Annotated in this window: 20 protein-coding genes and 1 riboswitch; of the genes, 9 read left to right on the top strand and 11 right to left on the bottom strand. The window is 45.0% G+C overall.

The window, feature by feature from the left end:
* Nucleotides 1-93: 93 nt before the first annotated feature.
* From BUB28_RS11645 to BUB28_RS11660, 4 genes are all read right to left on the bottom strand, one after another.
* Nucleotides 94-828 carry a TraX family protein gene (locus BUB28_RS11645; RefSeq protein WP_207647108.1) on the bottom strand — a complete coding sequence of 245 codons (735 nt, stop codon included), beginning with the start codon at nt 826-828 and terminating at the stop codon, nt 94-96.
* A gap of 61 nt (nt 829-889) precedes the next feature.
* Nucleotides 890-1,342 carry a hypothetical protein gene (locus BUB28_RS11650; RefSeq protein WP_072951613.1) on the bottom strand — a complete coding sequence of 151 codons (453 nt, stop codon included), beginning with the start codon at nt 1,340-1,342 and terminating at the stop codon, nt 890-892.
* Nucleotides 1,343-1,346: 4 nt separating this feature from the next.
* A complete protein-coding gene (locus BUB28_RS11655; RefSeq protein WP_072951615.1) occupies nt 1,347-2,099 on the bottom strand; it encodes an EFR1 family ferrodoxin in 753 nt (250 codons plus the stop codon).
* Between the two features lie 45 nt (nt 2,100-2,144).
* Nucleotides 2,145-2,924, bottom strand: a complete 780-nt coding sequence (locus BUB28_RS11660; RefSeq protein ID WP_072951616.1) for a flavin reductase — start codon at nt 2,922-2,924, stop codon at nt 2,145-2,147.
* A 143-nt stretch (nt 2,925-3,067) separates the two neighbouring features.
* A riboswitch (TPP riboswitch) is annotated at nt 3,068-3,171 on the top strand.
* A 119-nt stretch (nt 3,172-3,290) separates the two neighbouring features.
* On the opposite strand from BUB28_RS11660, the gene thiD reads away from it, so the two are divergent.
* From thiD to BUB28_RS11685, 5 genes are all read left to right on the top strand, one after another.
* Entirely contained in the window at nt 3,291-4,097 is an 807-nt protein-coding gene (gene thiD, locus BUB28_RS11665) for a bifunctional hydroxymethylpyrimidine kinase/phosphomethylpyrimidine kinase (protein WP_072951618.1), read from the top strand.
* Between the two features lie 112 nt (nt 4,098-4,209).
* Nucleotides 4,210-5,502: a phosphomethylpyrimidine synthase ThiC gene (thiC, locus tag BUB28_RS11670; protein WP_072951679.1), complete on the top strand. Its 1,293-nt coding sequence runs from the start codon at nt 4,210-4,212 to the stop codon at nt 5,500-5,502.
* A gap of 825 nt (nt 5,503-6,327) precedes the next feature.
* The gene (locus BUB28_RS11675) at nt 6,328-7,887 is read left to right on the top strand and encodes an NAD(P)/FAD-dependent oxidoreductase (RefSeq protein ID WP_072951620.1); all 1,560 of its coding nucleotides are present in this window, start codon (nt 6,328-6,330) and stop codon (nt 7,885-7,887) included.
* Nucleotides 7,887-8,369, top strand: coding sequence for a GtrA family protein (locus BUB28_RS11680; RefSeq protein WP_072951621.1), 483 nt, complete (start codon nt 7,887-7,889; stop codon nt 8,367-8,369). The genes BUB28_RS11675 and BUB28_RS11680 overlap by 1 nt, the downstream gene beginning before the upstream one ends.
* Nucleotides 8,370-8,415: 46 nt before the next feature.
* Nucleotides 8,416-10,326 carry a hypothetical protein gene (locus tag BUB28_RS11685; RefSeq protein WP_072951623.1) on the top strand — a complete coding sequence of 637 codons (1,911 nt, stop codon included), beginning with the start codon at nt 8,416-8,418 and terminating at the stop codon, nt 10,324-10,326.
* Nucleotides 10,327-10,650: 324 nt separating this feature from the next.
* Here the strand turns inward: BUB28_RS11685 and BUB28_RS11690 are convergent, their stop codons facing one another.
* Complete coding sequence (locus BUB28_RS11690) at nt 10,651-10,851, bottom strand: DUF1858 domain-containing protein (protein ID WP_072951625.1); 201 nt, start codon at nt 10,849-10,851, stop codon at nt 10,651-10,653.
* A gap of 78 nt (nt 10,852-10,929) precedes the next feature.
* Between BUB28_RS11690 and BUB28_RS11695 the strand changes: the two genes are divergently transcribed.
* Nucleotides 10,930-11,547, top strand: a complete 618-nt coding sequence (locus BUB28_RS11695; protein WP_242939990.1) for a TetR/AcrR family transcriptional regulator — start codon at nt 10,930-10,932, stop codon at nt 11,545-11,547.
* 50 nt (nt 11,548-11,597) lie between these two features.
* Here the strand turns inward: BUB28_RS11695 and BUB28_RS11700 are convergent, their stop codons facing one another.
* From BUB28_RS11700 to BUB28_RS11725, 6 genes are all read right to left on the bottom strand, one after another.
* Nucleotides 11,598-12,296, bottom strand: a complete 699-nt coding sequence (locus BUB28_RS11700; protein ID WP_072951629.1) for an ABC transporter ATP-binding protein — start codon at nt 12,294-12,296, stop codon at nt 11,598-11,600.
* Between the two features lie 13 nt (nt 12,297-12,309).
* Complete coding sequence (locus tag BUB28_RS11705) at nt 12,310-14,772, bottom strand: ABC transporter permease (RefSeq protein WP_072951630.1); 2,463 nt, start codon at nt 14,770-14,772, stop codon at nt 12,310-12,312.
* A gap of 3 nt (nt 14,773-14,775) precedes the next feature.
* Nucleotides 14,776-16,800, bottom strand: coding sequence for a M13 family metallopeptidase (locus tag BUB28_RS11710; RefSeq protein WP_072951632.1), 2,025 nt, complete (start codon nt 16,798-16,800; stop codon nt 14,776-14,778).
* A 193-nt stretch (nt 16,801-16,993) separates the two neighbouring features.
* Nucleotides 16,994-17,716 carry a MerR family transcriptional regulator gene (locus tag BUB28_RS11715; RefSeq protein WP_072951634.1) on the bottom strand — a complete coding sequence of 241 codons (723 nt, stop codon included), beginning with the start codon at nt 17,714-17,716 and terminating at the stop codon, nt 16,994-16,996.
* Nucleotides 17,717-17,836: 120 nt separating this feature from the next.
* A complete protein-coding gene (locus BUB28_RS11720; protein ID WP_072951636.1) occupies nt 17,837-18,610 on the bottom strand; it encodes a PhzF family phenazine biosynthesis protein in 774 nt (257 codons plus the stop codon).
* 5 nt (nt 18,611-18,615) lie between these two features.
* Nucleotides 18,616-19,248, bottom strand: coding sequence for a GyrI-like domain-containing protein (locus BUB28_RS11725; RefSeq protein ID WP_072951637.1), 633 nt, complete (start codon nt 19,246-19,248; stop codon nt 18,616-18,618).
* Between the two features lie 336 nt (nt 19,249-19,584).
* On the opposite strand from BUB28_RS11725, the gene BUB28_RS11730 reads away from it, so the two are divergent.
* The 3 genes from BUB28_RS11730 to BUB28_RS11740 all read left to right on the top strand — a co-directional run bounded on the left by BUB28_RS11730 (nt 19,585) and on the right by BUB28_RS11740 (nt 25,454).
* Entirely contained in the window at nt 19,585-20,280 is a 696-nt protein-coding gene (locus tag BUB28_RS11730; protein WP_072951639.1) for a GTP pyrophosphokinase, read from the top strand.
* Between the two features lie 256 nt (nt 20,281-20,536).
* Nucleotides 20,537-24,829, top strand: a complete 4,293-nt coding sequence (locus BUB28_RS11735; RefSeq protein ID WP_072951640.1) for a glycoside hydrolase family 2 TIM barrel-domain containing protein — start codon at nt 20,537-20,539, stop codon at nt 24,827-24,829.
* Nucleotides 24,830-25,004: 175 nt separating this feature from the next.
* Nucleotides 25,005-25,454 carry a hypothetical protein gene (locus BUB28_RS11740; protein ID WP_072951642.1) on the top strand — a complete coding sequence of 150 codons (450 nt, stop codon included), beginning with the start codon at nt 25,005-25,007 and terminating at the stop codon, nt 25,452-25,454.
* Nucleotides 25,455-25,573 lie beyond the last annotated feature (119 nt).

Consider the following 25,573-nt stretch of genomic DNA (forward strand, 5'->3'; position numbering starts at 1 on the left):
TAGCCCTTTGCCGTCAGCCCAAAAGTCTTGCGGGCTGTCGAAGACGCCAGCCCCTACTACTCACTTGCGGGCGATAATATCCGCCCTTACAGGCTAACGGCTTATAACAACAGCAACTATCCAGATAATAAGGTAATGCAGCGGATAGAAGCCGTAAAAGAACCATTTCGCCAGCATCGGGTGCTTGCCCTTTCTGCCGTTGTAAAATACTGTCATGCAAAGATAAGCCAGCACGAACATGAGCATCATTACTGCTATCTGAATGATAAGCCTGTCCGTGGGTACCTTGCCGAGGCTGAACAGATTAGGCAGGAAGTGCAGACAGGTAAGAAGCATAAACGCTATACACCGTGCCTTCGGCTTATCGCGGAAGATATGCAGGAAAAGTATGAACAGCACCCCGAATACCAACCAGTCCGACATAATAAGTGCAGTTGCACCGTCACAGATTATGACAAGGAGTATCCTCTGCCACAGCTTGTATTTGCTCTCCCACGCCATTATTGCAAGGAGTCCGAAAAACAGCGTAAATATAACATTTGTATGCCACCAGCCGCTGAACTTCTGACAGCACAGCCAGTCAAAGGGCTGAGTTATACAGGCAAAGATAAAAAGTCTCTTTGCATACTTTTTCCTGTCACGAGTGTATTTGTAGCCATCAGCGATAAAGAAGAACATAACAGGCGGACAGAACAGTGATGTGTATATTACGATATACTGCCACATAGGCAAGGTGTAAAATGCCTTGACATCGCCGTATTTGTACTGCACTGCCCAACCTATAAGGTGTCCCCAGAACATGATGAATACAGCAAGACATTTCATCATGTCACGATTGAATATTTTGTATTTTTGTGTATTTCCTGTCATATAAAAACCTTTTCTGAAATTATTGTTCGGAATAATCCGAGAAAGTCACCTTATAATCAAAATTTATGCCGTCACAAACCGTATACATAGAGTTTACCTCGGAACATCTGTCATATCTTGTATGGTACTCGCTGCCGTTATAGCTCCAGACTATCTCACTGCCGTCTACGGACTTTATTTCAGCAATGGCTTCATAGGAATATCTGTCGTTCTGTTTTTTTACCCAGTGTCCGTCATAGGTCTCGTAAAGTATATCCCCTGAAGTCACGGTAATATCTTCGGAAAAATCTCCCTCGCCGAGAAAGCCGCCGTCCTCGCCCCAGCCGCTGTAATGAGAACTCACATTCATCGTACAGCTTTTAATTACAGCAGGAACTATCTCCTTTTCAACTTTTTTCTTTCCGCCGCAGCCTGTCATTATCATTACAAGTGCAGCCGAAATACTCATAAGAACCGTTATTTTATTTCGCATATATTCATACCTTTACATTGGGATTTGTATACTGACCGTGCTTTCTTGTAGCACCCTTCCAGAACTGAATAGCGAACTGCGGACAGTGGTGCAGACAGCGGAAGCACAGCGCACATCTGTCCCTTACCCATACAGGCTTGCCGTCGCGCATTTCTATAGCATTCACGGGACATTTCTTAGCACAAAGACCGCAGCCGTTACAATTATCGTCAACGGTAAGATTTTTCGTACTTCTCACCTTTGCAAAGACTCTGTCAGTGAAAGGATATATAGCATAGGGAGTCCTGAGCTTTGTGAAATTGCCTTTTTTCTTATGAAGTATCATTGCGATAGTCCTGTCGATATTGATCTCAGCCTTTTCGTTCTGTCTTGCTACCTTGACAGGATCGGTAAGATCAAATGTAACAGTCCAGTTATCGGGCATTTTAATATTGTAAGCAGCACTTAGCCTTATGCCCCTTTCTCTCAGCAGATGACGGGTCTCCTCGGCACTGCAACCGGGAGTGGTGCCATAGGTAGAAGCCACAAAGACATAATGGCTCCCCCTCCTGTGAAGCCTGAGATTTCTCAGGAAAGCCCTGACAGGTATAGGCAGTGCCCACCAGTGAGTTGGAGTGACTATGCCGAAGCACTCGTCCTCCTTCAAAGTGATATCATAGCATTTTTCTTCAATGGATACAGCTCTGTCACCAAGAGCAGCCGCTATACGCTCTGCGGCATATTTACTGTTGCCTGTAGCTGAAAAATAAACGATCATATCCTCATTTCCCCTTTATAGTTTATCGTTACAGAAAAACGCCTGTCAGCTCATCTTCTCGAACTGATCCGCACCTACACCGCAGATAGGACAGACATAATCCGCAGGAACTTCTTCTCCCACGTATTCATAGCCGCAGACCATGCATCTCCATATAGTCTCGCCGCTTTCGGTCTTTCCTACGGGTACAGCTTCTTGTCCGCCGCCTGTTACCTTTTCAAAATCAGCCTTGCCGTGCTTGCATACAGGACAGACGAAATCATCGGGGACTTCCTCTCCTACGTACTCATATCCGCAGATAACACATCTCCATATTGTCTGACCGTCAGAGGTAGTTCCCACAGCCTCGGGCTTGGGCTTTATATTGCTCTGATAGTATTCGTATGTAGCGGAAGGAGCATCACTGAGCACCTCCATGTCCGTAACATTGCCAATAAACATGGTATGTGTGCCAAGGTCAATGCTGTGCCATACAGAGCAGGATATATACGCATTTGTCCCCTTTGTAACTATCAGGGTGCCGTTTTCTGCACGTTTGCAGTCGGAAAAGTCCGCGAATTTATCAACATCTCTTCCCGACTGAAAGCCGAAACGCTTGAAAAGCGAAAAATCAGCGTCCGTACTTATGACAGAAGCGGTGAATTTTCCCGTAGCCATTATCATATCGTGAGTAAGATTAGTCTTGGCAACAGTAAGGCTCACCTTGTTGGGAGTTGACGTTACCTGAGCCAGAGTATTTGTGATACAGCCGTTATCTCTGCCGTTACTGTTTGCGGTAACGACGAAAAGTCCGTAGCTTATTTTGTACATTGCTTTCTTGTCCATAGTTGATACCTCCGTTTTTCGATAATTGATAAAGTGATATGGAATTCACATCTTACAATAATTTTACCAAAGATTCCAACACCAATCAAGTATATTTTGTTAATATTTTGCCTTCTTGACATTTTCGGATAATGTGATATAATGTATAAGAAAAAGGGAGCTTGTAAACAGGCTGAGAGGGAGTTGTTAACTCCGACCTTACCTGATTTGGATAATGCCAACGTAGGGAAATACTTATGGAATGTAGGTGTGTCTCTCTGTGGGCACACCTTTTTTGCAGCGTGACATCGGGGGCACCACTTTGTCTCGCTATACAAAATTAATGCTGGGACCCGGAGTCCAAATAAATTCAAAGGAGAAATGTAAATGAAAACAGCATTAACTATCGCAGGAAGCGATTCCTGCGGAGGCGCCGGCATTCAGGCGGACATGAAGACCATGACCATGAATGGTGTTTTTGCTATGAGCGCGATAACCGCGCTGACGGCGCAGAACACGACCGGCGTAACAGGTATTATGGAGGTATCGCCTGAATTCTTAGCCATGCAGCTCGACGCTGTATTTACGGACATTCGTCCTGATGCAGTAAAAACAGGCATGGTATCCTCCGACAAGCTTATCCGCACTATTGCCGAAAAGCTCCGCGGATACAAGGCTGAAAATATTGTTGTTGACCCTGTTATGGTAGCAACGAGCGGTTCAAAACTCATCGCAGACGAGGCTGTTGAGACTCTTAAAAAAGAACTCCTCCCCATTGCAGCAGTCGTTACTCCCAATATCCCCGAAGCGGAGATACTGGCGGATATGAAGATATCCTCACAGGACGACATGGTAAAGGCTGCAAGGGTAATCGGCGAGAAATACGGCTGTGCTGTACTGTGCAAGGGCGGTCACAGTCTCAATGACGCAAACGACCTGCTCTGGAATAACGGCAGCACTTCGTGGTTCAGGGGAAAGCGCATAGACAATCCCAATACCCACGGTACAGGCTGTACACTTTCAAGTGCTATCGCTTCAAATCTTGCAAAGGGCTTCACATTGGAGAAGTCAGTTGAACGAGCTAAGGACTACATCTCGGGCGCACTTGCAGCTATGCTCGACCTCGGCAAGGGCAGCGGTCCTATGAACCACGCATTTGCTCTTACAGGCGAATTTGCAAAATCAGCAGAATAAGCAGTTCATAATTATCTGTTTAGGGACGCCGTCCCCTACTTAATAACTGCTAATGCAAATCAAATGATATAAAAAATCGGAGGAAACTAAAGTGAAGAATTACTATACACAGATGGAAGCGGCTAAAAAGGGTATCATAACTCCCGAAATGGAAATAGTCGCTAAAAAGGAATATATAGACGCAGAGGAGCTCCGCGCACTCGTTGCAAAGGGCGAGGTTTGTATCCCCTGCAATATCAATCACAAATCAATATCTCCCGAGGGTATCGGTACAAGAATGCGTACCAAGATAAACGTAAATCTCGGTATTTCGGGCGACGCAAAGAACTACGACATCGAAATGGAAAAGGTGGATATGGCTCTCAAATTCGGAGCAGAGGCTATCATGGACCTTTCAAACTACGGCAAGACCAACACCTTCCGCAAGGCTCTCGTTGAGAAGTCGCCTGCTATGATAGGTACTGTTCCTATGTACGATGCTATCGGCTACCTTGAAAAGGACCTCCTTGAGATAAAAGCCGAGGACTTTCTCAGAGTTGTACGTGCTCACGCAGAGGAGGGCGTTGACTTCATGACTATACACGCAGGCATCAACCGCCGTGCAGTAGAAGCTTTCCGCAGAGACAAGAGAAAAATGAACATCGTTTCACGCGGCGGCTCACTCCTTTTTGCATGGATGATGATGACTGGCAACGAAAACCCATTCTACGAGTATTATGACGAAGTCCTTGACATTCTCCGCGAGTACGACTGTACTATCTCTCTCGGTGACGCTCTCCGTCCAGGCTGTATCGACGACTCAACAGACGGCGGTCAGATAGCTGAGCTTATCGAGCTTGGCGCACTTACCGAAAGAGCATGGGCTAAGGACGTTCAGGTTATGGTAGAGGGACCGGGTCATATGGCAATGAACGAGATAGCTGCAAATATGAAGCTCCAGAAGCGTATCTGCCATAACGCGCCTTTCTACGTTCTCGGACCTCTCGTTACCGATATCTTCCCCGGTTATGACCACATCACTTCTGCTATCGGCGGTGCTATCGCTGCTGCAAGCGGTGCAGACTTCCTCTGCTATGTAACTCCTGCCGAGCACCTGAGACTTCCCGATACAAACGATGTTAAGGAAGGTATCATCGCAAGCCTTATCGCTGCTCATGCTGCTGATATCGCAAAGGGTATCCCTCACGCTACAGACCGTGATAACGCTATGGCTGAAGCCCGCCACGAGGTCGACTGGGATAAGATGTTCGATATAGCTGTTGACGGCGAAAAGGCAAGAGCTTACTTCGAGAGCACTCCTCCTGCTGACAGACACACCTGCTCAATGTGCGGCAAAATGTGTGCTGTAAGAACTACAAATATGATACTCAACGGCGAAAAGGTCGAGTTCTGCACAGAAAAGTAATACTATGGGCGCACTGCGGTGCGCCTTTTCTATTTTTAGTTGTTAGTGCTTATTGTAGGGGCTGGCATCCTCGACAGCCCGCAAGTGAGTAAAGAGTAGAACTAAGAATGTAGAGGCGAACAATGTCCGCCCGATAGCCGCATTTTAATTCGTAATGCGGAATTAAATGTGCCGTAAGCGAAGTACAATTAACGATTTTGTAAAAAGTGAGCGCGTTTAACAAGCGACAACGTGGACGGGTGCAGCGTCACGCTGCTGTAGGGGCGGCGTTTCGCCGTCCGCCAGTTGAGAGTTCAGCGTTGCACATAATTTCATCAAATGAGACGTCGAAGACGCCGTCCCCTACAAAAAACGTTTTATTTGCAACAGGAATAACGGATTTATTGTTATATGCAGGCGTTTCAAGCCCCCGAAACGCCGCCCTCTACATTGTGTCATTTGAAGTGCATTTGCCCTTTGCGGGCGAACAGCTAAAGGCTAATGGCTAACGACTTTCATAACGCCTTTCACTATAGGGCTGAAAGCACTTGAAATTCAACGTAAAACCATTGATTATCAGAAAAAATTATTTCAACTTCGTATACACGCACAATTTTCTCTGTTCGTTTTTGTCAGATATGCACTGGTAACAGCTTCACAGCAGAAAAAATGCCTTTTTTACTTGATTATTATTTTCAGATGTGGTATAATGTAATTTATAGTATGGGCTTTTTCTGCTCGTTTGTAATGAAAGAGCCATTTTCAGTGAGAGTTTCTGCAAACTTTTACGTCTATATTATGTAGTATATTTCGGAGTATCAGTCTCCGCGGAAAGGAAATACAGGCATGAAAAAAGTTATAATCATCGGTGCAGGCCCTGCGGGTCTTACAGCCGCATATGAGCTGCTTAAAGACGGCTCTGGAGAGTACGAAGTAACTGTCCTCGAAGAAACAAATGCTATCGGAGGTATCTCCAAAACTGTAAATTACAAGGGCAACCGCATGGACATGGGCGGTCACCGCTTCTTCTCAAAAATACCGGAGGTAAACGCATGGTGGAGCAATATGCTCCCTGTACAGGGTGCTCCTTCATCTGACGATAAGTACCTCAAGAGACACGTAAACGTTGAGGCAGGCGGTCCAGACCCTCAGAAGGAAAACCGCGTAATGCTCAAGAGACACAGAGTTTCACGTATCCTTTTCAATGATAAGTTCTATGATTACCCTGTTTCTCTCAAGCCCGAAACTATCAAGAATTTCGGCTTCTTCACAACTATCAAGGTAGGCTTCAGCTACCTTAAAGCGGCTATACACAAGCGTCCCGAAACCAACCTTGAAAACTTCTACATCAACTGCTTCGGTAAGGAGCTCTACTCAATGTTCTTTGAGTACTACACCGAGAACCTCTGGGGCAGACACCCAAGCGAGATAGACGCTTCATGGGGCGCACAGCGTACAAAGGGTCTGTCTATCGTAGGCATCATCAAGGACTTCTTCGGCAAGCTCTTCAAAGTAAAGAACCGTAAGGTAAATACTTCACTTATCGAGGAATTCAAGTATCCTAAGCTTGGCCCCGGACAGCTCTGGGAAGTAACTGCCGACGAGGTAAAGAAGCTTGGCGGTACTATCATCATGGAGGCTGGCGTTAAGAAGCTCCACAAGGACGCAAACAACAACCTTACAGGTGTTACCTACGTCAAGGACGGTCAGGAGATCGAACTCAGCGGCGACATTGTTATCTCATCAATGCCTGTAAAGGATCTCGTTGCAGGTATGAACGACGTTCCCGAGGACGCTGCTCGTATCGCAGCAGGTCTCCCATACCGTGATTATATGACTCTCGGTGTTCTCGTTCCCAAGCTCAAGCTCAAGAACAAGACAAATATGCGTACAGTCGGCAATATCGTGCCTGACTGCTGGGTATACGTTCAGGACAGACGTGTTAAGATGGGGCGTTTCCAGATCTATAACAACTGGTCTCCTTACATGGTAAAGGATCTTGGTCATACTGTATGGGTTGGTCTTGAATACTTCGTAACAGAAGGCGACAAGTTCTGGAACATGACAGAAGCACAGTTCTCTGACTTCTGTGTAAAGGAAATGGTAAAGCTCGGTCTCATCGACAGTGCAGACGAGGTAATAGATACACATATGGAAAAGGTAAAGAAGGCTTACCCTGCTTACTTTGACACATATGAGGAAATGGACAAGCTCATTTCTTACCTCGATACTATCCCGAACCTGTTCTGCGTAGGACGTAACGGTCAGCACAGATACAACAATATCGACCACTCTATGGTAACCTCATTCGAGGCTGTTAAGGCTATCAAGAACGGCAGCACAGACAAGTCCTCGATCTGGAACGTTAATACAGAAAAGGAATACCACGAGGAGAAGCAGAAGTAATGGACGAGATCAAGCAGATATTCCGCGATAAACAGTTCAAAAAGCTGTTTGTCGGCGATACGGACAATACTCTGATACAGTTTTTCCGCTACCTTTTTGTCGGCGGACTGGCTTTCGTTGTAGACTTCGCATTGTCATATATACTGTTCAGATTTGCTTTCGGCGAACAGAAGGAATACGGCTGGGTAGCCAATTCCCTTTCATTCATTGCAGGTCTTGCAGTAAACTATCTCATAAGCACCTTATGGATATTCAAGAATTCCAAGGTCGAGAACAAGCTTGTGGAGTTCCTGAGCTTTGCGGCTATCGGTGTGGTAGGACTTCTTATCACTATCGGCATTACAAAGCTTTTTGAGGTATGGATCGGCGATAAGACAAGTCTTTTCCAGATCATAGCTAAGGTAGTTTCAACAGCAGTTTCCTTCCTCTGGAATTTCTTCGCAAGAAAGATACTGCTCTACACCAAAAAAGATAATAAATAATCCTTCGGGCAGCTTATGCTGCCCGTTCCCATTGTGAGGTAATATAATGGATAAAGAAATCGAGACACCTGTTTCCGATACAACAGACAAAGAAGTATCGGAAATCCCCACCGATGAGAACATAGACCTGACGGAAGTACCGTCGGATACAGCAGAAGATGTCGTAGACCTTACGGAAGAAGCTGTTCCGCCTGCTGATGAAGCATTTACAGAAACAGTCCCCGAGGTCACCGAAACTCCAGATGCAGCTGTGGCAGCCGATGCGATCGCAGAAGCTCCTGCACATAAGCGTTCAAAATACAATATCATTGCAGATATCTTTATATTCGCTGCGGCATTTTTCATATTCATATGTACAGTCGGTGCTGCGGTATACTACATTATTTACGCAGGAAAATACGAATTCCATGCAGACTGCACAGATACCATAATGTGGGCAAATGCATCTTTGGAAAGCGGAAAGCTCTATGACCCTTCTTTCGCCTACGCCTGCTTCCTGCCGTTCAGCACAAGTACCATTATGATACCGCTGATAAAAATATTCGGCTTCGGAATGACTGCTCATATAGCCGGAATGCTTTGTTTCTTCATATTAATAACGCTGTTTATGATATTGATGATAAGAGAGATAACAGGAAACACTCCCGCAGGCTTTGCAGGTACTGCACTTTTCATATCTATAACTCTTGTTACCCCTAAGCTCAGAGAGATATTCTGGGGACATACCATATATTACTCTCTCGGACTTCTCTTCCTTGTTATCGGTACATTTCTGTATGCAAGGATACTGTCTCTGGGAAGCAAGGAAAGCAAACTGAAAAAAGAGGGCAAAAATCACAAAGGCACTTTCCTGCACAAGCTGATACTTTTCATGGGCTTATGCTTATTCATGCTCCTTTCCGGAATGAACGGCATTTCAGGATTGACTCTGTTTGCACTCCCGTTTGCAGGTGCAATATTTATCGAGCAGTTCATCAATAAGAAGTACAGCATTTTAAGCGGTAAAACCGCTCTCGTTACCTTCCGTGCTCTTGTTTTTCTTATAATGACAGTTGTAGGAAATATGCTCAATAATCATCTGCTCTACGGTCTTACAGCAAACTATCAGAACGCAAACTCTGAGTTTTCGGAAATGAATTCATGGATATCCCACTTACAGAAGCTCCCAATTGCGTGGTTCAGGCTTCTCGGTGTCGAGAACATTCCCGATGTCATGTTCACCAACAAACAGGGTATCCCAAACATTGTATATATCGTATCCGCACTTATTTTAGCTGCTATGCCGATAATCGCTACGATATGCTATAAAAAGTACGGAAATGACCGAAAGGGCAGAATGATGCGCATATGGGTATGGCTGCACTGGGCAGTGACGGCTGTAGTCCTTATGGGCTATATCTGCGGAGTTCTGGCAGTTGCAGACTGGAGACTCACTCCTATGGTGGGAACTTCTCTTATCCTCAGCATACTGTTTGTATGCTGGGCTGTCACGGAAAATGCAGACTGCTCAAGAATAGTTTCACTGCTGATCGTACCTGTTTTTGCAGCAGGCTTCCTTGCATTCTCAAATGTGATGAAAATGCCGAAGGACGGCTACAAACAGAATACATGGTACCAGCTTGCGGACTTCCTTGATGAGCATGGTCTGACAAGGGGCTATTCCACCTTCTGGAATGCCAACTCAATAACACTTATCACAGACGGAAAAATAAAAGTCAGCGACGTTTATATCGACGACAAAGGCGTGTCGATGAGAAGGTATCAGTCCTCCACAAAATGGTATAAGGATAATCCTCTCCAGCGTAAGTACTTCCTCATACTTGAGGGCGATGAGCGCAGCAATTTCATCAAATCTGACGATTATAAAAAGGATATCCCAATGAATACCCTTACCACTACAATCAACGATACAAAATACACCATCTTTGTTTACGACCATAACATAGTAAAAAAATAAAAGGACACTTTAAACGTGATACTTATATAGAAGCTTATACTATTTATCGGGGGAAACCTTTCTGAAGAAAGGCTTTCCCCCGAGCCCCTTTCCAAAGACTTTTTTAGCTGATTTTTTCTCAGATAGGGCACACCGAAAATAAAAAAGCCCTGCAAGTAATGCAGGGTGTGCCCTATCTGAGAAAAAATAAAACTGAAAGTTTTCGGGAGAGAGTTTGAGAGAAGCCCCTTTTTCAAAAGGGGTTCTCTCAATAATTAGTGCAAAACTTTCTATACAAGTACCACGGTTAAGTGTCCTTTTTATTTGTAGTATTATTGCTATATCTTATTCTGCAAGCTTCTGATTGATAGCGTTTACCAACTCATCAGCATTTACGCCGTGTACCATTGCAGCTTCCTCGATTGTCTCGCCCTGTGATGCAGGACATCCGAGACAGTGCATACCAATGCTGAAAAGGATTGGCGATACGTCTTTATCCAGCTGAAGAAGCTCACCGATCTTTGTATCCTTAGTAACCTGTGCCATATTTTTGTAACCTCCGTTAAATTCACTTAAAGGGGCTTGACAAATGTCCGCACCCTTGTTATAATATTATCACAGTCTTTGACATTTGTCAAGGCACTTATATCAACTTTTACAAAGCGAGGTATTTTGTCAATGTATCAGGGCAGCAACAAATCAGCTTTACTCTCACAAAAGCTTATTTCCGAAGCACTTTTAAAACTTCTTGAAGAAAAGTCCTTCAATGACATAAGCGTCAGTGACCTGTGCCGCGAAGCTCAGGTATCACGCCAGACCTTCTATTCTCTGTTCGGTACAAAGGAAAATGTCATAATCTATGAGCTCAGCAACAACTGCTGCTATCTTCCAGAGGAAAGCGCTACCTCCTGCCATTCCGCCATGTTCCGCAGCTTCTGCGAGGGCTACAGCCGATATATAGTGGATAAGCGCCACATAATATCCCTGCTTGTACGCAATGACATGATACATTTTCTTTACGATGTGCAGTACAGATCCCTTATGGAGTGTAAATACTTCATCAGTGATGTTTCCGATGAGAAAAGAATTTTCATCGTTGACTTTATTTCCAGCGGTATGAACAGTATCGCCAAGAACTACATACTTACAGGTGCAAAGGCTGATGTAGGTTTCCTGAAAAAACTTATGTTCAGCCTCTACGGCGGACTATATTTCAAGAATTTCGACAATGAGTCTGCCTGAACGATATACAGATATAAAAAAGGGACTTTTTCAAGTCCCTTTTTATTATTTCATACAACAGGCTGACCGATATTCTGGACATTGGTCATTCCGTTTACGAGCTCGATAACTCTGTCGCCGTAAGCTGCGCACTTATCCGAATGAGTTACCTGTAATATTGTTATGCCCTTTTCCTTGTTTATCTTTGAGAAAAGATTCATTATCTCTGCACCTGCTACCGAGTCAAGATTACCTGTCGGCTCGTCGGCAAGTATTATCTCGGGATTTCCGATAACTGCTCTTGCTATTGCCACACGCTGCTGCTGACCGCCCGAAAGCTGTGAGGGCTTTGCCTTGCGCTTCTCTGTGAGACCTGTTATGCTAAGTATCTCATCAAGCTGAGCCTTCATATCTGCCTTGCTATTTCCTTTAACGCTGGACGGAAGCAGGATATTGTCCTCAACGTTGAGATTCTGCACAAGATTGTAAAACTGGAAGATAAAGCCTATCTTTTCAAGTCTCAGCTTTGACAAATTCTTTTCCTTCAGCTTTGCGATGTCATTTCCGCACACCGAGATAGTACCCTCAAAATTTCTGTCAAGTCCGCCGATGAGATACAGAAGAGTGGATTTTCCGCTTCCCGAAGCTCCCATAAGTGATACGAACTCGCCCTTTTCAACGTTAAGTGAAGCCCCAGAGAGCACCTTCGTCATCGACTCTCCCTTTCCGAAGGTCTTATATACATTATTTACTTCTATAAGATTAGCCATTATACATTCTCCTTTATTCGTATTTGAGCTGTGAAACTACGTCCATTTTCTTTAATGCCCTTATGGGGAAGAGCGAAACAAGTGTAAAGACCGCACATAACAGCACAGCATACTTCACACAGTCACTCACCGATACCTCAAGTGCAACGAACAGCTCAAGCTGTTCCAGAATACCGATAAAGATATGGGACATGAATATACCTATCGGAACTGCCGCAACAAGCGCGATAAACGAAGATATGAAGCTTTCCATAAGGAACATCTTCGACAGCTTCTTACGCGGCATTGCTACGGAGGTCATTACCGCACACTCACGCTTTCTTCCTTCGAGTCCGATGAGCTGATTGCTCACTACGCCTATGAAGGTAAGTCCGACACCGATAACAATAAGGAGAATAAGGATAGTATTCAATGACGCACGCTGAGTAGCCATATATTCTACAAATTCATCATGGGTATATATATCATTTACATAGTCAGCGGAATGATCCTTTATTGTGTCCTTCAGAGCCTTCGGATCATCTCCCTTTACAAGAAGATTGTAGGGATAATCGCCGTATATATCCTTGAAGAGCTTTTCGGTGATTATCACGCTTGTTCCAGAACCTGCATAGTAATCATTTTCTATCCTTCCTGTTACCTTCAGCTTCTTCTCAACAGGGAGATAGCCATCCGAAAGGAATGTGATGCTTACGGTATCACCCTTCTTATATCCGTACTTCTTCATAAGTCCTCTGTCGAGAACTACCTCACCTTCACCAACATTTTCAGGTACGCCCGTAAAAGCATCAAACAGCTCAAAGCCGCCGTCCTTCCAGCCGAATACCGCTATTTGAGTTTCCTTGCCGTCAAGCTTTGCAGTATCCCATTCTATGTATATCATTTCAGAAGTCTCAACACCGTCGAGATCCTTTACATATGAAAGATATTCAGCCTTTGAGCTGCCTGTCATAGCTACAACATCGCCCTTAAAAACATCGTGGTTGTATAGAGCTGAAAGGGAATTGGTGAATATATAAAGCACCATTGCAAGTGATGCCGCTGTTACACAGAGAACAGAGCTTCCCACAGTACACTTCTTCGCACCTGCTTCAACAGCTGCAAGTCTTGCTATAGGGAAATTCAGCTTTGCAAAGAGCTTTTCCAGCAGCTTTGCCGCAAAGCGGTGAATGTAATTGAACAGGAAGCCTACTGCTGCGATAAAGAATACAAAGCATATCATACCGCACCAGAAATTATCCTTGAAGAAATATGTAACGACAGCTGCCACAAGAAGGATAAAGCCTATATATGTAGCTATCCTGCTCGGACGGTACTCTGTATCCTTTGTATCGAAGATAATATCACGGATAGGTGTCTTTACTGCCTTTATTACTTCCTTTATGGGACAGAGACACTCTATAGCAACTGCGCCGATGATAACGCCGATAATAACTATGAGCTTAGCCTCCGGCACATCGGGGTGGATTATATCATCTCCGTTTGAACTGAAGGAAAAGGCAGAATCAAAGAATGGCTGCTTTACTGCTCTGTAGATCATAACGCCTATGACGCTTCCAAAAAGTCCGTAAAGGATATTCTCGAAAAGGAGCGCAAGAGTAGTCATGCGCGATGAGATACCGAGACTTCGGAAAGTACCTACTACCGACATCTTATCAACGATGATACGCTCTGATACCGATACCGTTACGAATATTACAAGAAGCATACAGATAGCAAAAAGCACAAGAAATGCTCTCGTTATAGAGCCTATCTGCTCATTGAGCTCTTCATTGTCGAAATAGTTCACTACATCTGCTGTGGGATATTTTTTCTTGAAGAAATCCTCTGCGTCCTTTATCTGCGAATCCTCTTTCACATCGACGAATGCCATCTTTATCTCAGGCTCATCTGCAATAACGAGTTCCTTCATATCGTCAAGGCTTACAGCTATACGGCTGCTCGTATCAAAGAGTCCCTGCTTCTTTTCGATACTGCTTACAGTAAACTCAACAGGTATGTCTCTTTCGCCGTGGAGGATTATCTTGTCCCCCTCCTTGTATCCGTATTCCTTTGAAAATTCCTCGGAGATAGCTGCCTTTTTGCCGCCGAGCTCAACGCTGTCCTTTATGAGCTTCATCTTCTTTGCCTGAGCTTCATCAACAGCAAATATCTCTACGTTTTTACGGTGAACATAGGAGATATCCATATCAAGATGCCTGTCGAAATAACAGCTTCCGCCGCTGAGGTACATAACGTCACATTCAGGAGCTCCGTCTGCGAAATCCTCATCTATAGGTGACTTTGTAGTTATCAGAAGGTCGGTATTTCCTGCCATATTGGCAAACATACCCTTTACCATCTTATCAAGAGAGCCGCTCATATCAAAGCAGAGCATAGCCGTAAAGCTGCACACCGCAATACAGATCATAAGCAGGATAGTTCTGAGCTTATGCGCCCAGATGTTTTTTAATGTATGTTTTAATATCAGTCTCATTGCTTACCACCTGCTTACCCTTTCTTCGGGAGCAACATACATTCCGTCGCCCTCCTTCAGACCGTATACCTCATTGAACTTACTGTTCGATGCAAGTACAGCGTTCACACGAGTTTTAGCAGGACTGTGTTCGTCGTCATCAAGAGCCTTTATTCCGTCGGAATCAACCATAAGTGTAGCCCAGCTCCTTGCATAGCTCTCAAAGAGCCTTTTAAGCTCGTCCTTATCGTCTATGATATTCGTAACACATTCAACACCGCTGAGGTCGGCATAATTCTCGCCGTTTGTAAGCTCTCCGTCAACATGGAACACCTCCATGATAGTAAATCCGTTGTAATACTCGGTAAGCCTGTTTGCACGCTCTTCAAGTATCTTCTTGTCCTTTTCGCCGAGCCAGTCGGGATTGTATTTTCCGTTGGGATCGTAATTGATACAGTTTGAGTCAAAGGCATGACCTATCTCATGTCCGATGACCGCACCCAGTGCGCCCAGATTTTCTGCACGGTCGCCCTCAGGGTCAAACATAGGCTTCTGCATTATAGCAACTGTTATATTTATCGAGTTGCTTATCTGATACTGTGCATTGACCTCTGTTGCAAGCATAGAGGTCTTTGTCTTGTCCACCTTTTCGGACAGTTCCTTTATATCATCGGCTCTGTATTTACGTAAAAGATTTTTTGAAGTCTCATAATAACTGCCGCCGATGAGGTCAGCGTCCTTAGGGTCGATCTTATGCGGTTCGGGAACTGTGATAAGGATTATATTATGCAGCTTTTTCACAAGTGCCTTTCTTGTTTCGGCTGAGAGCCAGTCTGCATTGTTTATAAGGCTGTCATAGCTGTTTATGATATCGTCGAAAAGCTCATGTATCCCCTTATCGAGCTCGGGAGTATAAAATCTGTCGGCATATATCTCGCTTATCTGCCATTTCAGAAGTGCCGAAACGGTATCTGCCGCCTGATCTTCCTTGGCATCCTTGCTTTCGGGAGCATATTCCTTCAGTATTTTATTGCTGTCAGATATAAAGTATCTGTTGTCATAAAGATATGACGCAAAGATATATGACTTCCACTTTTCAAGGTTTTCATCTGTTATGAGCGAATTAATAGCCTTGACCTGCCCGATATCACATATGTATATTCCGTCAGTGATGCCCTTTACATCACCGTAGAACATCTCCACAACAGAGCCGTCAAGATTTGACATCACGCTGTCTAATTCCTCATAGCTTGACATAGGTATCTTCAATATATTTTCAATGGTCTGCTTTGTCTCAAAGTCGGTATTATGAGCTATCTCAAGTCCGATATACACCATCTGCTTACCCTTTTCATCGGCTGTTTCATAATCATCGCCCATGACTCTGTGCATATCTCTTGCTATGTTGTTAGCTTCCTTGCAGTTATCGGAAATATCGTTTATTTCTTTAAGACTTGTGCCCAGAAAGCTCGAAGCAGGTGTAATATAAAGCGAATTTTTTGATCCGTCTATAAAATCCGGCATGACCTCAAAGGTAAAAAGCGAATTTGCATTGTAATTCCTTGTTAGCTCACCCCAAAGCCTGAAAAGCTCCTGTATGTCATTGGCTGCCAAAATTTTTCCGCAGTTATCCATTATCTCCTTACATACCGAGCCATCGTCCTTATAGTCCATTACCTGATGATAAAGGTCATGGATAAGCTGTTCATTTGTGCCTTTTGCAAACTTTTCGCTGCTGCCGCCTATCTCCTTTATCATATCCGGGATAACTTCCCTGTTATCCTCGTCCTCAAAGCCTGACATATAGTTTTCGCCGTAAGGTATCTCGGACTCCATAAGCGTGTCATAGTTTACATAGCTGTAAAAATCGTCCTCTGCCTTCGGCTTTCCTTTTTTCTTGTCATTGCCGTCAGCGTTCTTCTCATTGCTTTCCTCCGAAGCCTGCCTGCTGTCATCGCTTTCGCTTTTTTTCGATGACGAACAGCCTGCACAGCTTACAGCAAGCATACCCGCAAGAAGAAACGACAAGACCTTCAGATGTTTCTTCATTTTTGTCCTCCAATAATTAATATCGCATATAAAAAACATATGCTACGATATTTATTATACAGTCCCCGACCATTATTTGTCAATTAAATAACAGCTAAATAATTCTTATCTTTTTCTTATCTTTTTCTTAACAGCTTCCTGTACATAAGAAAAAGCGGAGCTGTAAAAGCTCCGCTTCTATAACATCTGTCGATTATTCGCCGCAGTATACAGCTATCGCCTTTGCCGCAAATTCTGCCGTACCCTTGCCGCCTGCGCTGTTGATATGCTCCCTGAACTCACTGTCTGCGGCATACATTTTGCCCAGTCCGCTGAGGATCTCATCGGTACAGGTATAGAAATGCTCGGTTATAAAGCCCTGAAGCTTCTTCACCATTGCCTGTGCCTCACTGCTTTCGGGACTGCCGCCTTTAAGCTCTCCGAACTCTGCAAACAGCTGAGCAAAGTCCTCCATGAGCCTTTCGTTCTCCTCAGATGTGCGCTTCTTATGTGAGAACTCCTCATAAGCCTTAGTGTTTCCCCACTTTTCCTTTGCCCGTTTTGTGTATTCGTCGATCTTTGATGTGTCAAATGCAGAAAAATCCACTGCTCTCACTCCAATCATTTTTATTCCGCGAGCGAAGGCTATAAGGTCATCAAGATGCTGCCTTTTCAGCTCCAGCAGCTCTATCTGCTGAGCAAGTGCCTGTTTACGGTCATATGTCGGACTTTCCATGATAGCTATGATATCCTTCAGCGGAAATTCAAGCTCACGGAAAAGGAGTATCTGCTGAAGCCGTTCAAGAGCCGCATCGTCATACAACCTGTAACCTGCTTCCGTATGCTCCGCAGGACTGAGAAGTCCTATCCTGTCGTAATACCTGAGAGTGCGTATACTCACTCCCGAAATATCACTTACCTGTTTTACAGTCATCATAATACCGACCTCCTCTCGTGTGACCTCAGTATAGACCATGACGCGGCGTCAGGGTCAAGAGCTTTTTCTCATCTTTGTAGATGTGCACAAAAATAATCTATTATTTTATGCATTATCACATCATACCATTATATCAGAAACTGAAAACAATACAGCTTTTCCTGATACTTTTACCATATCGCCACTGATCGTACAGTTAATCACACCTGTACGCTTTGAAGCCTGAAATGCAGTTATTGAGTCCTTTCCAAGTCTCCTGCACCAATAAGGTGCTATCATGCAATGAGTCGAACCAGTTACAGGATCCTCAGCTATACCGTATCTCGGCGCAAAAACTCTCGATACGCAGTCATATCCGCTTCCCTTTGCGGTCACTGCCACACAGGCGCAGTCCAGCTGCGAAAGGAGTTCCAAATCAGGCTGTAATCCGCGCACCTCGTCCTCATCACGAAGCACAAACATAATATCGCGGTCACGATATGCTGCAATGGGGATAGCTCCGAGAGCATCTATCATTCGGTCTGTTATCTCAACGTGTTCAAGACCGTAGGCGGGAAAGTCCATTTCAATGAGTACTCCCCTGCGGCTGACCTGAAATCTGCCTTTTGCAGTATCAAAAGTCATGTATCGGCTGTCCTTTTCGTAAAAGCTGAAAAGCACAAAGGCTGCCGCCAATGTAGCGTGACCGCAGAAGTCTATTTCACCTTTCGGCGTAAACCAGCGCAGTCTGTAGATTTCTCCGTTTTTCACAACGAAAGCTGTCTCGGAAAGGTTGTTCTCAGCGGCAATGCTCTGCATAATATCATCATTCGGAAAGCTGTCAGCAACGCATACCGCCGCAGGATTTCCGCTGAAAAGTCTGTCCGTGAAAGCATCAACGATATACTGTTTCATACTCATCACCTCTTCTTCACAGGGTGACGAACCACGGTTTTCAGCTTCTCGGGAGCTGTTTTCCTCGGGTCTGAAAGGTATATCTCATGGTGCAGACGGCTGTCGGATATGTCGATATCATAACCCATTTCGTCTGCATAGCTGTCCATAAGCGCAACGGTTGCAGGCTCATCGTCATAAGAGCCCATATGCATACACTGAACACAGAGCCCCTCCTCAAGAGTCATAAACTCCACTTTTGAAAAGTCCTGCTTTTTCTTTTTCATTGCCTGCTCCACAGCCCAGTCAAAGTCGCTTTTTGTGACAAAATCAGGCACTCTTATCATGGCAGTCCATTTGAAATCGCTCTTGCGGCTGTAGTCGATACCAGCTGTGCCCTCCTGCTGCCATAAGCCTTCAAGGGGCGGCACAACATAGTCAAAGTACCCTTCTATATGATAGTCGGTCTTCTTGCTCATTTTTATGGTATAGGCAATGCCGTAGAGAAGCTCTATAGCCTGCTTGTACTCGCCGCCCTCTGTATTCGGGTCACCCTCGCCGCGGACTGCGATAAAGTTCATTGACGGTATATCCACTATAGCAGGCTTATTCTTTGGCATATAGTATTCCTTGTATTCCTTTTTGTAATCAAATGCCATGACATATGCTCCTTTCAGAAAAAAAATCTCAACTTTCAGATAGATAGTCTTATATATAGCATTGCCAGTCAAATCAAAGATTTGAGACACTGCTTAATTGCGCGTCCGTTTGGCAATTAATGATATGGGCGGACCACCAATGGTCGCCCCTACATTTGGCTAAGGGCTAAGGGCTCGCGGGCGAACACTGTTCGCCCCTACTTAGCTCTCAACTCAAAATAAGTATATCACAGCTGACAGTTCTGTGTCAAATAAATGAAAAAGTATCATCTCCGATTGACCTTGACCTGCAATAATGATATAATAGTAACATCAAAACAGATTTGAGGTAAAAACATGGACCTGAAAAATGAAGTTATACGTGACCTGCGTGAGCTTACGGAAGCAGAAATGTCAGAGGCGGAATTTCTGCGCTCGGTTGAGAATAATATGATACCCATGCAGCAATTCTTCACATATTATAAGTGCGCCATAATGGAGATAGAGACCAAGTTCCGCGTACTTAACGAGCAGTTCTCACTGAACGGCGAAAGCAATCCCATAGAGTTCATACAGTCAAGGATAAAGAGCTACGGAAGCATATACCGTAAACTGCTGTCCAAGCATATACCGCGGAATATCGAGGCTATCGAAAACAATGTCAGCGACATTGCAGGTATCCGTGTCGTATGCTCGTTCGTGCAGGATATATACCGTCTTGCAGACTGCTTTTTGCAGCAGGACGATATCACTCTTATCGAAAAAAAGGACTACATAAAAGAACCGAAGCCCAACGGCTACAGGAGTCTGCATCTTATAGTAGCGGTGCCTATCTTCCTCGAAAACGAAAAGCGTCTTGTAAGAGCAGAGGTACAGCTGAGAACTATAGCTATGGACTTCTGGGCAAGTCTCGAACACAAGCTCCGCTATAAGAAAAACCTCCCACCCTTCAAGCTCGATCTGCTTGCGGACGAGATGAAAAAATGCGCTGACCAGAGCGCGGAATGGGACGGACGTATGCAGGCTATAAGAAATATAATCGAAAGCGACTGAAAATACTGACCACTCTGATGATATCAGAGTGGTTTTTTTGGTAATATCCAATACTAAAAATAAAAAATCGTTATTTTTTACACTATTTTCTCAAAAATACAGTTGCAATCCGCTCATTATTGTGATATATTATACATAATAAGTAGTTATCAACATCAAGAAGTTATTTATTTAACACAATAAATCATTGATGCTATGACTAACATAAAAGAAAAATGCATTTCAGGGGAATTATTAAAACAAGGAGGATCAACTTATGAAACGACGTATTATGTCAGCTATCGTAGCTGTCATGACAGCCGCCACATCGTTCGGCTTTACAGTGCCGCAGCGAGCTTCTGCCGTCACCTTCTCAGGAAACGAGTGGACAGGAAAAAACGGCGCAGAGGACGTTTTCGCAGTAAACCGCGAAGCTGCATCATGCAATCCTGTGCCTTATCATTCCACAGAAGCAGCTGTAAATGCTGTATGGGACTACAATGCCCGCGAGGACTCTGAGTATTTACAGATGCTCACAGGAGCAAACGAGGACTGGGATCTTGTTGTAGTACAAAACTCACAGCAGGCAAGCTCGCACATCAATGCAGGCTGCTTCAAGCCCGAATATCAGCCCTCATCAGAACACGGCTGGAAAACGGTACAGCTGCCAAAGAGCTGGACAAGACAGGGCTTTGACTTCTCTATCTATACCAATATAGGCGAACCGTGGCAGGCAAAGTACGACAGCAATGTACCTGCACCGCAGGCACCCACAAACTATAATCCTGTGGGACTTTACCGCAAGAAATTCACCGTTGACAGCTCAATGCGTCAGTCAGGCAGAAGGATATACATTGAGTTTGACGGCGTAGAGTCCGCATACTATGTGTATGTCAACGGTACTGCCGTAGGCTACAGCGAGGACACCTTCAGCCCTCACCGCTTTGACATCACAGACCTTTTAAAAGACGGCGAGAATACTCTTGCAGTAGAGGTGCATAAATTCTGTGACGGTACGTGGTTCGAGGATCAGGACATGATCTATGACGGCGGTATCTTCCGCGATGTTTTCCTCGTAAGCGCACCCGAAACTCAGATAAGAGACTATACCGTCCGCACAGACCTTGACGACAGCTTTACCAATGCCGACCTTGAGATATCAATGGATATCTCAAACCTTACAGGCAACTCAAAGAACGGCTGGAGCGTTACTGCCGAGGCATATGATGAGGACGGAAACAATATACTCAGCGGCGCATCCGCAAAAATAGACGAGCTTAAAGGCAACGGCAGCGGCACCTGCACTATCAGGACCTCGGTAAAGTCACCGAAGCTCTGGTCTGCCGAAACTCCAAATATCTACGCTCTCGTACTGAAGCTCACAGACGGCAGCGGCAATGTACAGGAGATACTCTCCTCACAGCTGGGTTTCCGTGAGATAAACTTCACAAGGGCTGAGGTAAACGGCTCATATCAGGTAACTACAAAGCAGTGGCAGCCTATAACCATAAACGGCAAGCGTCTGCTCCTAAAGGGCGTAAACCGCCACGATACAGACCCGTTCTACGGAAAGGCTGTACCTCAGGAAACTATCCGCGAGGACGTTTCCCTTATGAAGAAAAACAACATAAATGCTATAAGAACATCTCACTACAGCAACGATTCATACCTGTACTGGCTTTGTAACAAGTACGGTATGTACGTTATGGGCGAGACAAATATGGAGTGCCACGCTCTTCAGGACGGCACTCACAACAACACAAAGGCTCTTTTCTATGAGCTTGCTATGGACAGAACAGAAACTGCCTACAAGCGTCTGAAAAACAATCCTGCTATCGTTGCATGGTCTATCGGAAACGAAATGGGCTATACAGGCAATGCAGGAGACGCAGGCGGAATGTTCCGCGATATGATATGGTACTTCAAGAAAAACGACCCAACAAGACCTGTCCACAGTGAAGGTCAGGGCTTCGGCATGGGCGTTGATATGGGAAGCAATATGTACCCGGGCTCAGACGTTATCGGCAACAACGCAGGCAAGGGCAAGATGCCTTATGTAATGTGCGAATACGACCACGCTATGGGCAACTCCGTAGGCGCACTGAAGGAATACTGGGACGTTATCAGAAGCGCAGACAATATGCTGGGCGGCTTCATATGGGACTGGGTAGACCAGTCAAGAGCTGTTGCTCTCCCGAATAACAGCTGGGATTACTACTCGGAGTCCTACGCTCAGAAGAACCTGTACAAAGAGGAGATAAAGGGCAAATACTACGGCTACGGCGGAGACTGGGGCGACTGGCCCAACGATAACAGCTTCTGCGAAAACGGTCTTATAAGCCCTGACAGAAACCCTCAGCCCGAGCTTGCAGAGGTCAAGTTCCAGTATCAGAATTTCTGGTTCAGCGCAGATGCATCTCAGCTGGCAAAAAATGAGATAAGCGTATACAACGAGAATAATTTCGTAGACCTCAGCGACTTTGACGTTACATGGTCGCTCCTCAAAAACGGTATCAGCATAAGCAGCGGCACTATTGACGACGCTACTGCAAAGCCGCTTTCAAAGAGCACCATTAAAGTCCCATTTACTGTACCTAAGAATATCCTTGCAGGCGACGAGCTGTACCTTGATATATCCGTAAAGGTGCGCAAGGGCTCGGATCTTCTCCCCGAAGGCACTGAGATATCCTATGCTCAGTTCCCTATAACATCAGCTGGCAAGGTAGCTAAATACGATACGGGCAGCGAGCCTGTAACAGTTGTTGATACTCCCGACTGCTACGTACCTACAGGCAAGGGCTTCAACTTTGCTATCGACAAGTCAACAGGTCTTATGAATTCATACGCCTACAACGGCGAGATACTCATATCAGACGGTCCTGCACCTAACTTCTGGCGCGGCAATGTTGAAAACGATACAGGCTGGGGCGCAAAGGGCTCATTTGATGCAGGCTGGAAGAACGCAATGAAGGGCGCACGCTGTGACAAGATAGACATACTTGACGGCGACAACGGTGAGAAGATAGTTGTATCTCATCTCACTCTTACAAACGCAGGCAATGCAAAGGTGGACATCACCTATACTATCCACTGCAACGGCAGCGCAACAGTTGGCTTCAATGTCAACGCAGCAGGCGCAGGTCTGGGCAATTTCATACGTGTAGGCTCCATAATGAAGCTCCCCGAGGGCGCAGAGGAGGTAAGCTGGTACGGCAACGGTCCTGTTGAGACCTTCAACGACAGAAAGACCAACGGCAGAATGGGCATATGGAACAGCACTGTTTCGGCAATGTTCTATCCTTACCTTAAAGCCGACGACTGCGGCAACCTTACCGATGTAAAGTGGATATCCGTAAAGAACAGCCTTAAAGAGTCAAGTCTCCTTATCGCTGCCGACGGAACAGTTGAAGCAAGCGCTCTCCACTTCACTCCCGAGGATCTCCAGAACGCAGACCACCCATACAAGCTCCGCCCGAGAAGCGAGACGATGCTCAGCGTTGACTACGGCTCAATGGGTACAGGAAGCGCTACCTGCGGACAGGCTACACTTGAAAAGTATCGTTTACCGTCAGGCAGACAATACAACTGGTCATACACCATTATCCCGATAGCTTCTTCAAGCTCTGACAGCACAATATCCGATACAGCAGCAAAGCTCCGTTCCAACGGAACAGTTATACAGGATAAGAGCGGCAATGCACTGCAAGTTTCTATAAGTTCAGGCGCAAAGCTTATGAATTCCAATGACGGAAACTACGTAGCAGGCGCAGTTTCAATACCTCCGTGCAGCAAGCTTGAAAGCGCACTTGAGGGCAAAAATTCCTTTACAGTAGAAGTAAATGCAGTTCCTACAGGCTCGCAGCAGTACAATATGTTTGCAAGCAAGGGCGACTATTCCTTCGGTCTCAGAGCAGAGCCTTCCGTACTCTATTTCTTCATCTATGCAGGCGGAGAATGGCACAGCGTAAGTTCATCACTTCCTTCCGACTGGATAGGCAAGAAGCATCAGATCGCAGGCATTTACGATGCTGAGAACAATGTGCTGAGAATATACTGCGACGGCAAGATGCTTGCTGAAAAGGCTGTGGGCACGACCGCAGGAGTGGCACATTCGGGCTATCCGCTGACACTTGGTGCCTGCCCCGAAACAGGCAGAAATTCGCAGGCAAATTTCTACGAGATGAGAGTATACAGCAAAGCTCTCACAGCCTCTGAGCTTTCTTCGCAGAACACAGCTTCACCTGCATATGCTGCCGACAGTGAATACGTTCAGCTCTGGCTGGACTTCGACAATATCGCCGAAGCTCCCGAGGATATCCCTGATGAAGATATACTCTACGGCGACGCAGACTGCGACGGCGAAATAGCAATGAATGATATAGTTCTTATAATGCAGTCTCTGTCCAATCCTAACAGATACGGTCTCGACGGTACCGACGAGCACCATATCACAGCACAGGGACAGCGCAATGCAGACGTTTACGAAAACGGCTCAAGCGGCATTACAAACAATGACGCTATGCAGATACAGAAGTATCTCCTCGGACTTATAAAGTCCCTCGAACCATAAGCAATCACCTCTCCTAAAACAGCCAAGCCCGAAAGCGACCTCGGAAAAGCTTTCGGGCTTGGCTTATTTCATTACATAAAATAATAATATCAGAATTGTTATAGAAAATTCATGATAAAGTCATATCCGTATGCTATATTATTATCATGGAAAAAATACTGAAAGTAGCAATTATATGACCAAACGCAAAGCTATTATTATATCAGCAAGCTTTATATTGCTTTTCATCGTTATTTTCTTTGCATTAGTGTTAAGCGTCAACAGAAAACCGCTCCCCGCAGGTACAGTGGATAAAGCAGTGATACAGCCTATTTCATCAGAAATATACACTCAGCATGACTACGATGACGCTGTGGAATGTATAAAGGATTATTTCCCTGAATTTAAAAACTGCGAGCTCAGAGAGCTCAGATATCAGGGAGATGGCAGAGAGAGCTATAAAGAAAGCAGTACGGGTTTTCAGACAATGGTCATTGTTTCGGATTTTTACGCTAAGGATCTTCCGATACTGTATTGGTCGGATGCTTCATGGAATTATGGCAATATGTATAAAGGCTGGGGCTGGGTCCTACAACGCAGCACAGATGACTCGCCATGGTTTATCAGTACTTGCGGATACGGCTGATACAATTTATATCATATCATCAGTTTACTATAAATCAGTCCATTTTGCTATAAATTTTCAGGGTAAAAAGTTATAATAATACCACAGAGAATAAACCTCATCTTTAAGGAGGAATAAAC

This window comes from Ruminococcus flavefaciens, assembly GCF_900143025.1.
Taxonomy (GTDB): Bacteria; Bacillota; Clostridia; order Oscillospirales; family Ruminococcaceae; genus Ruminococcus; species Ruminococcus flavefaciens_I.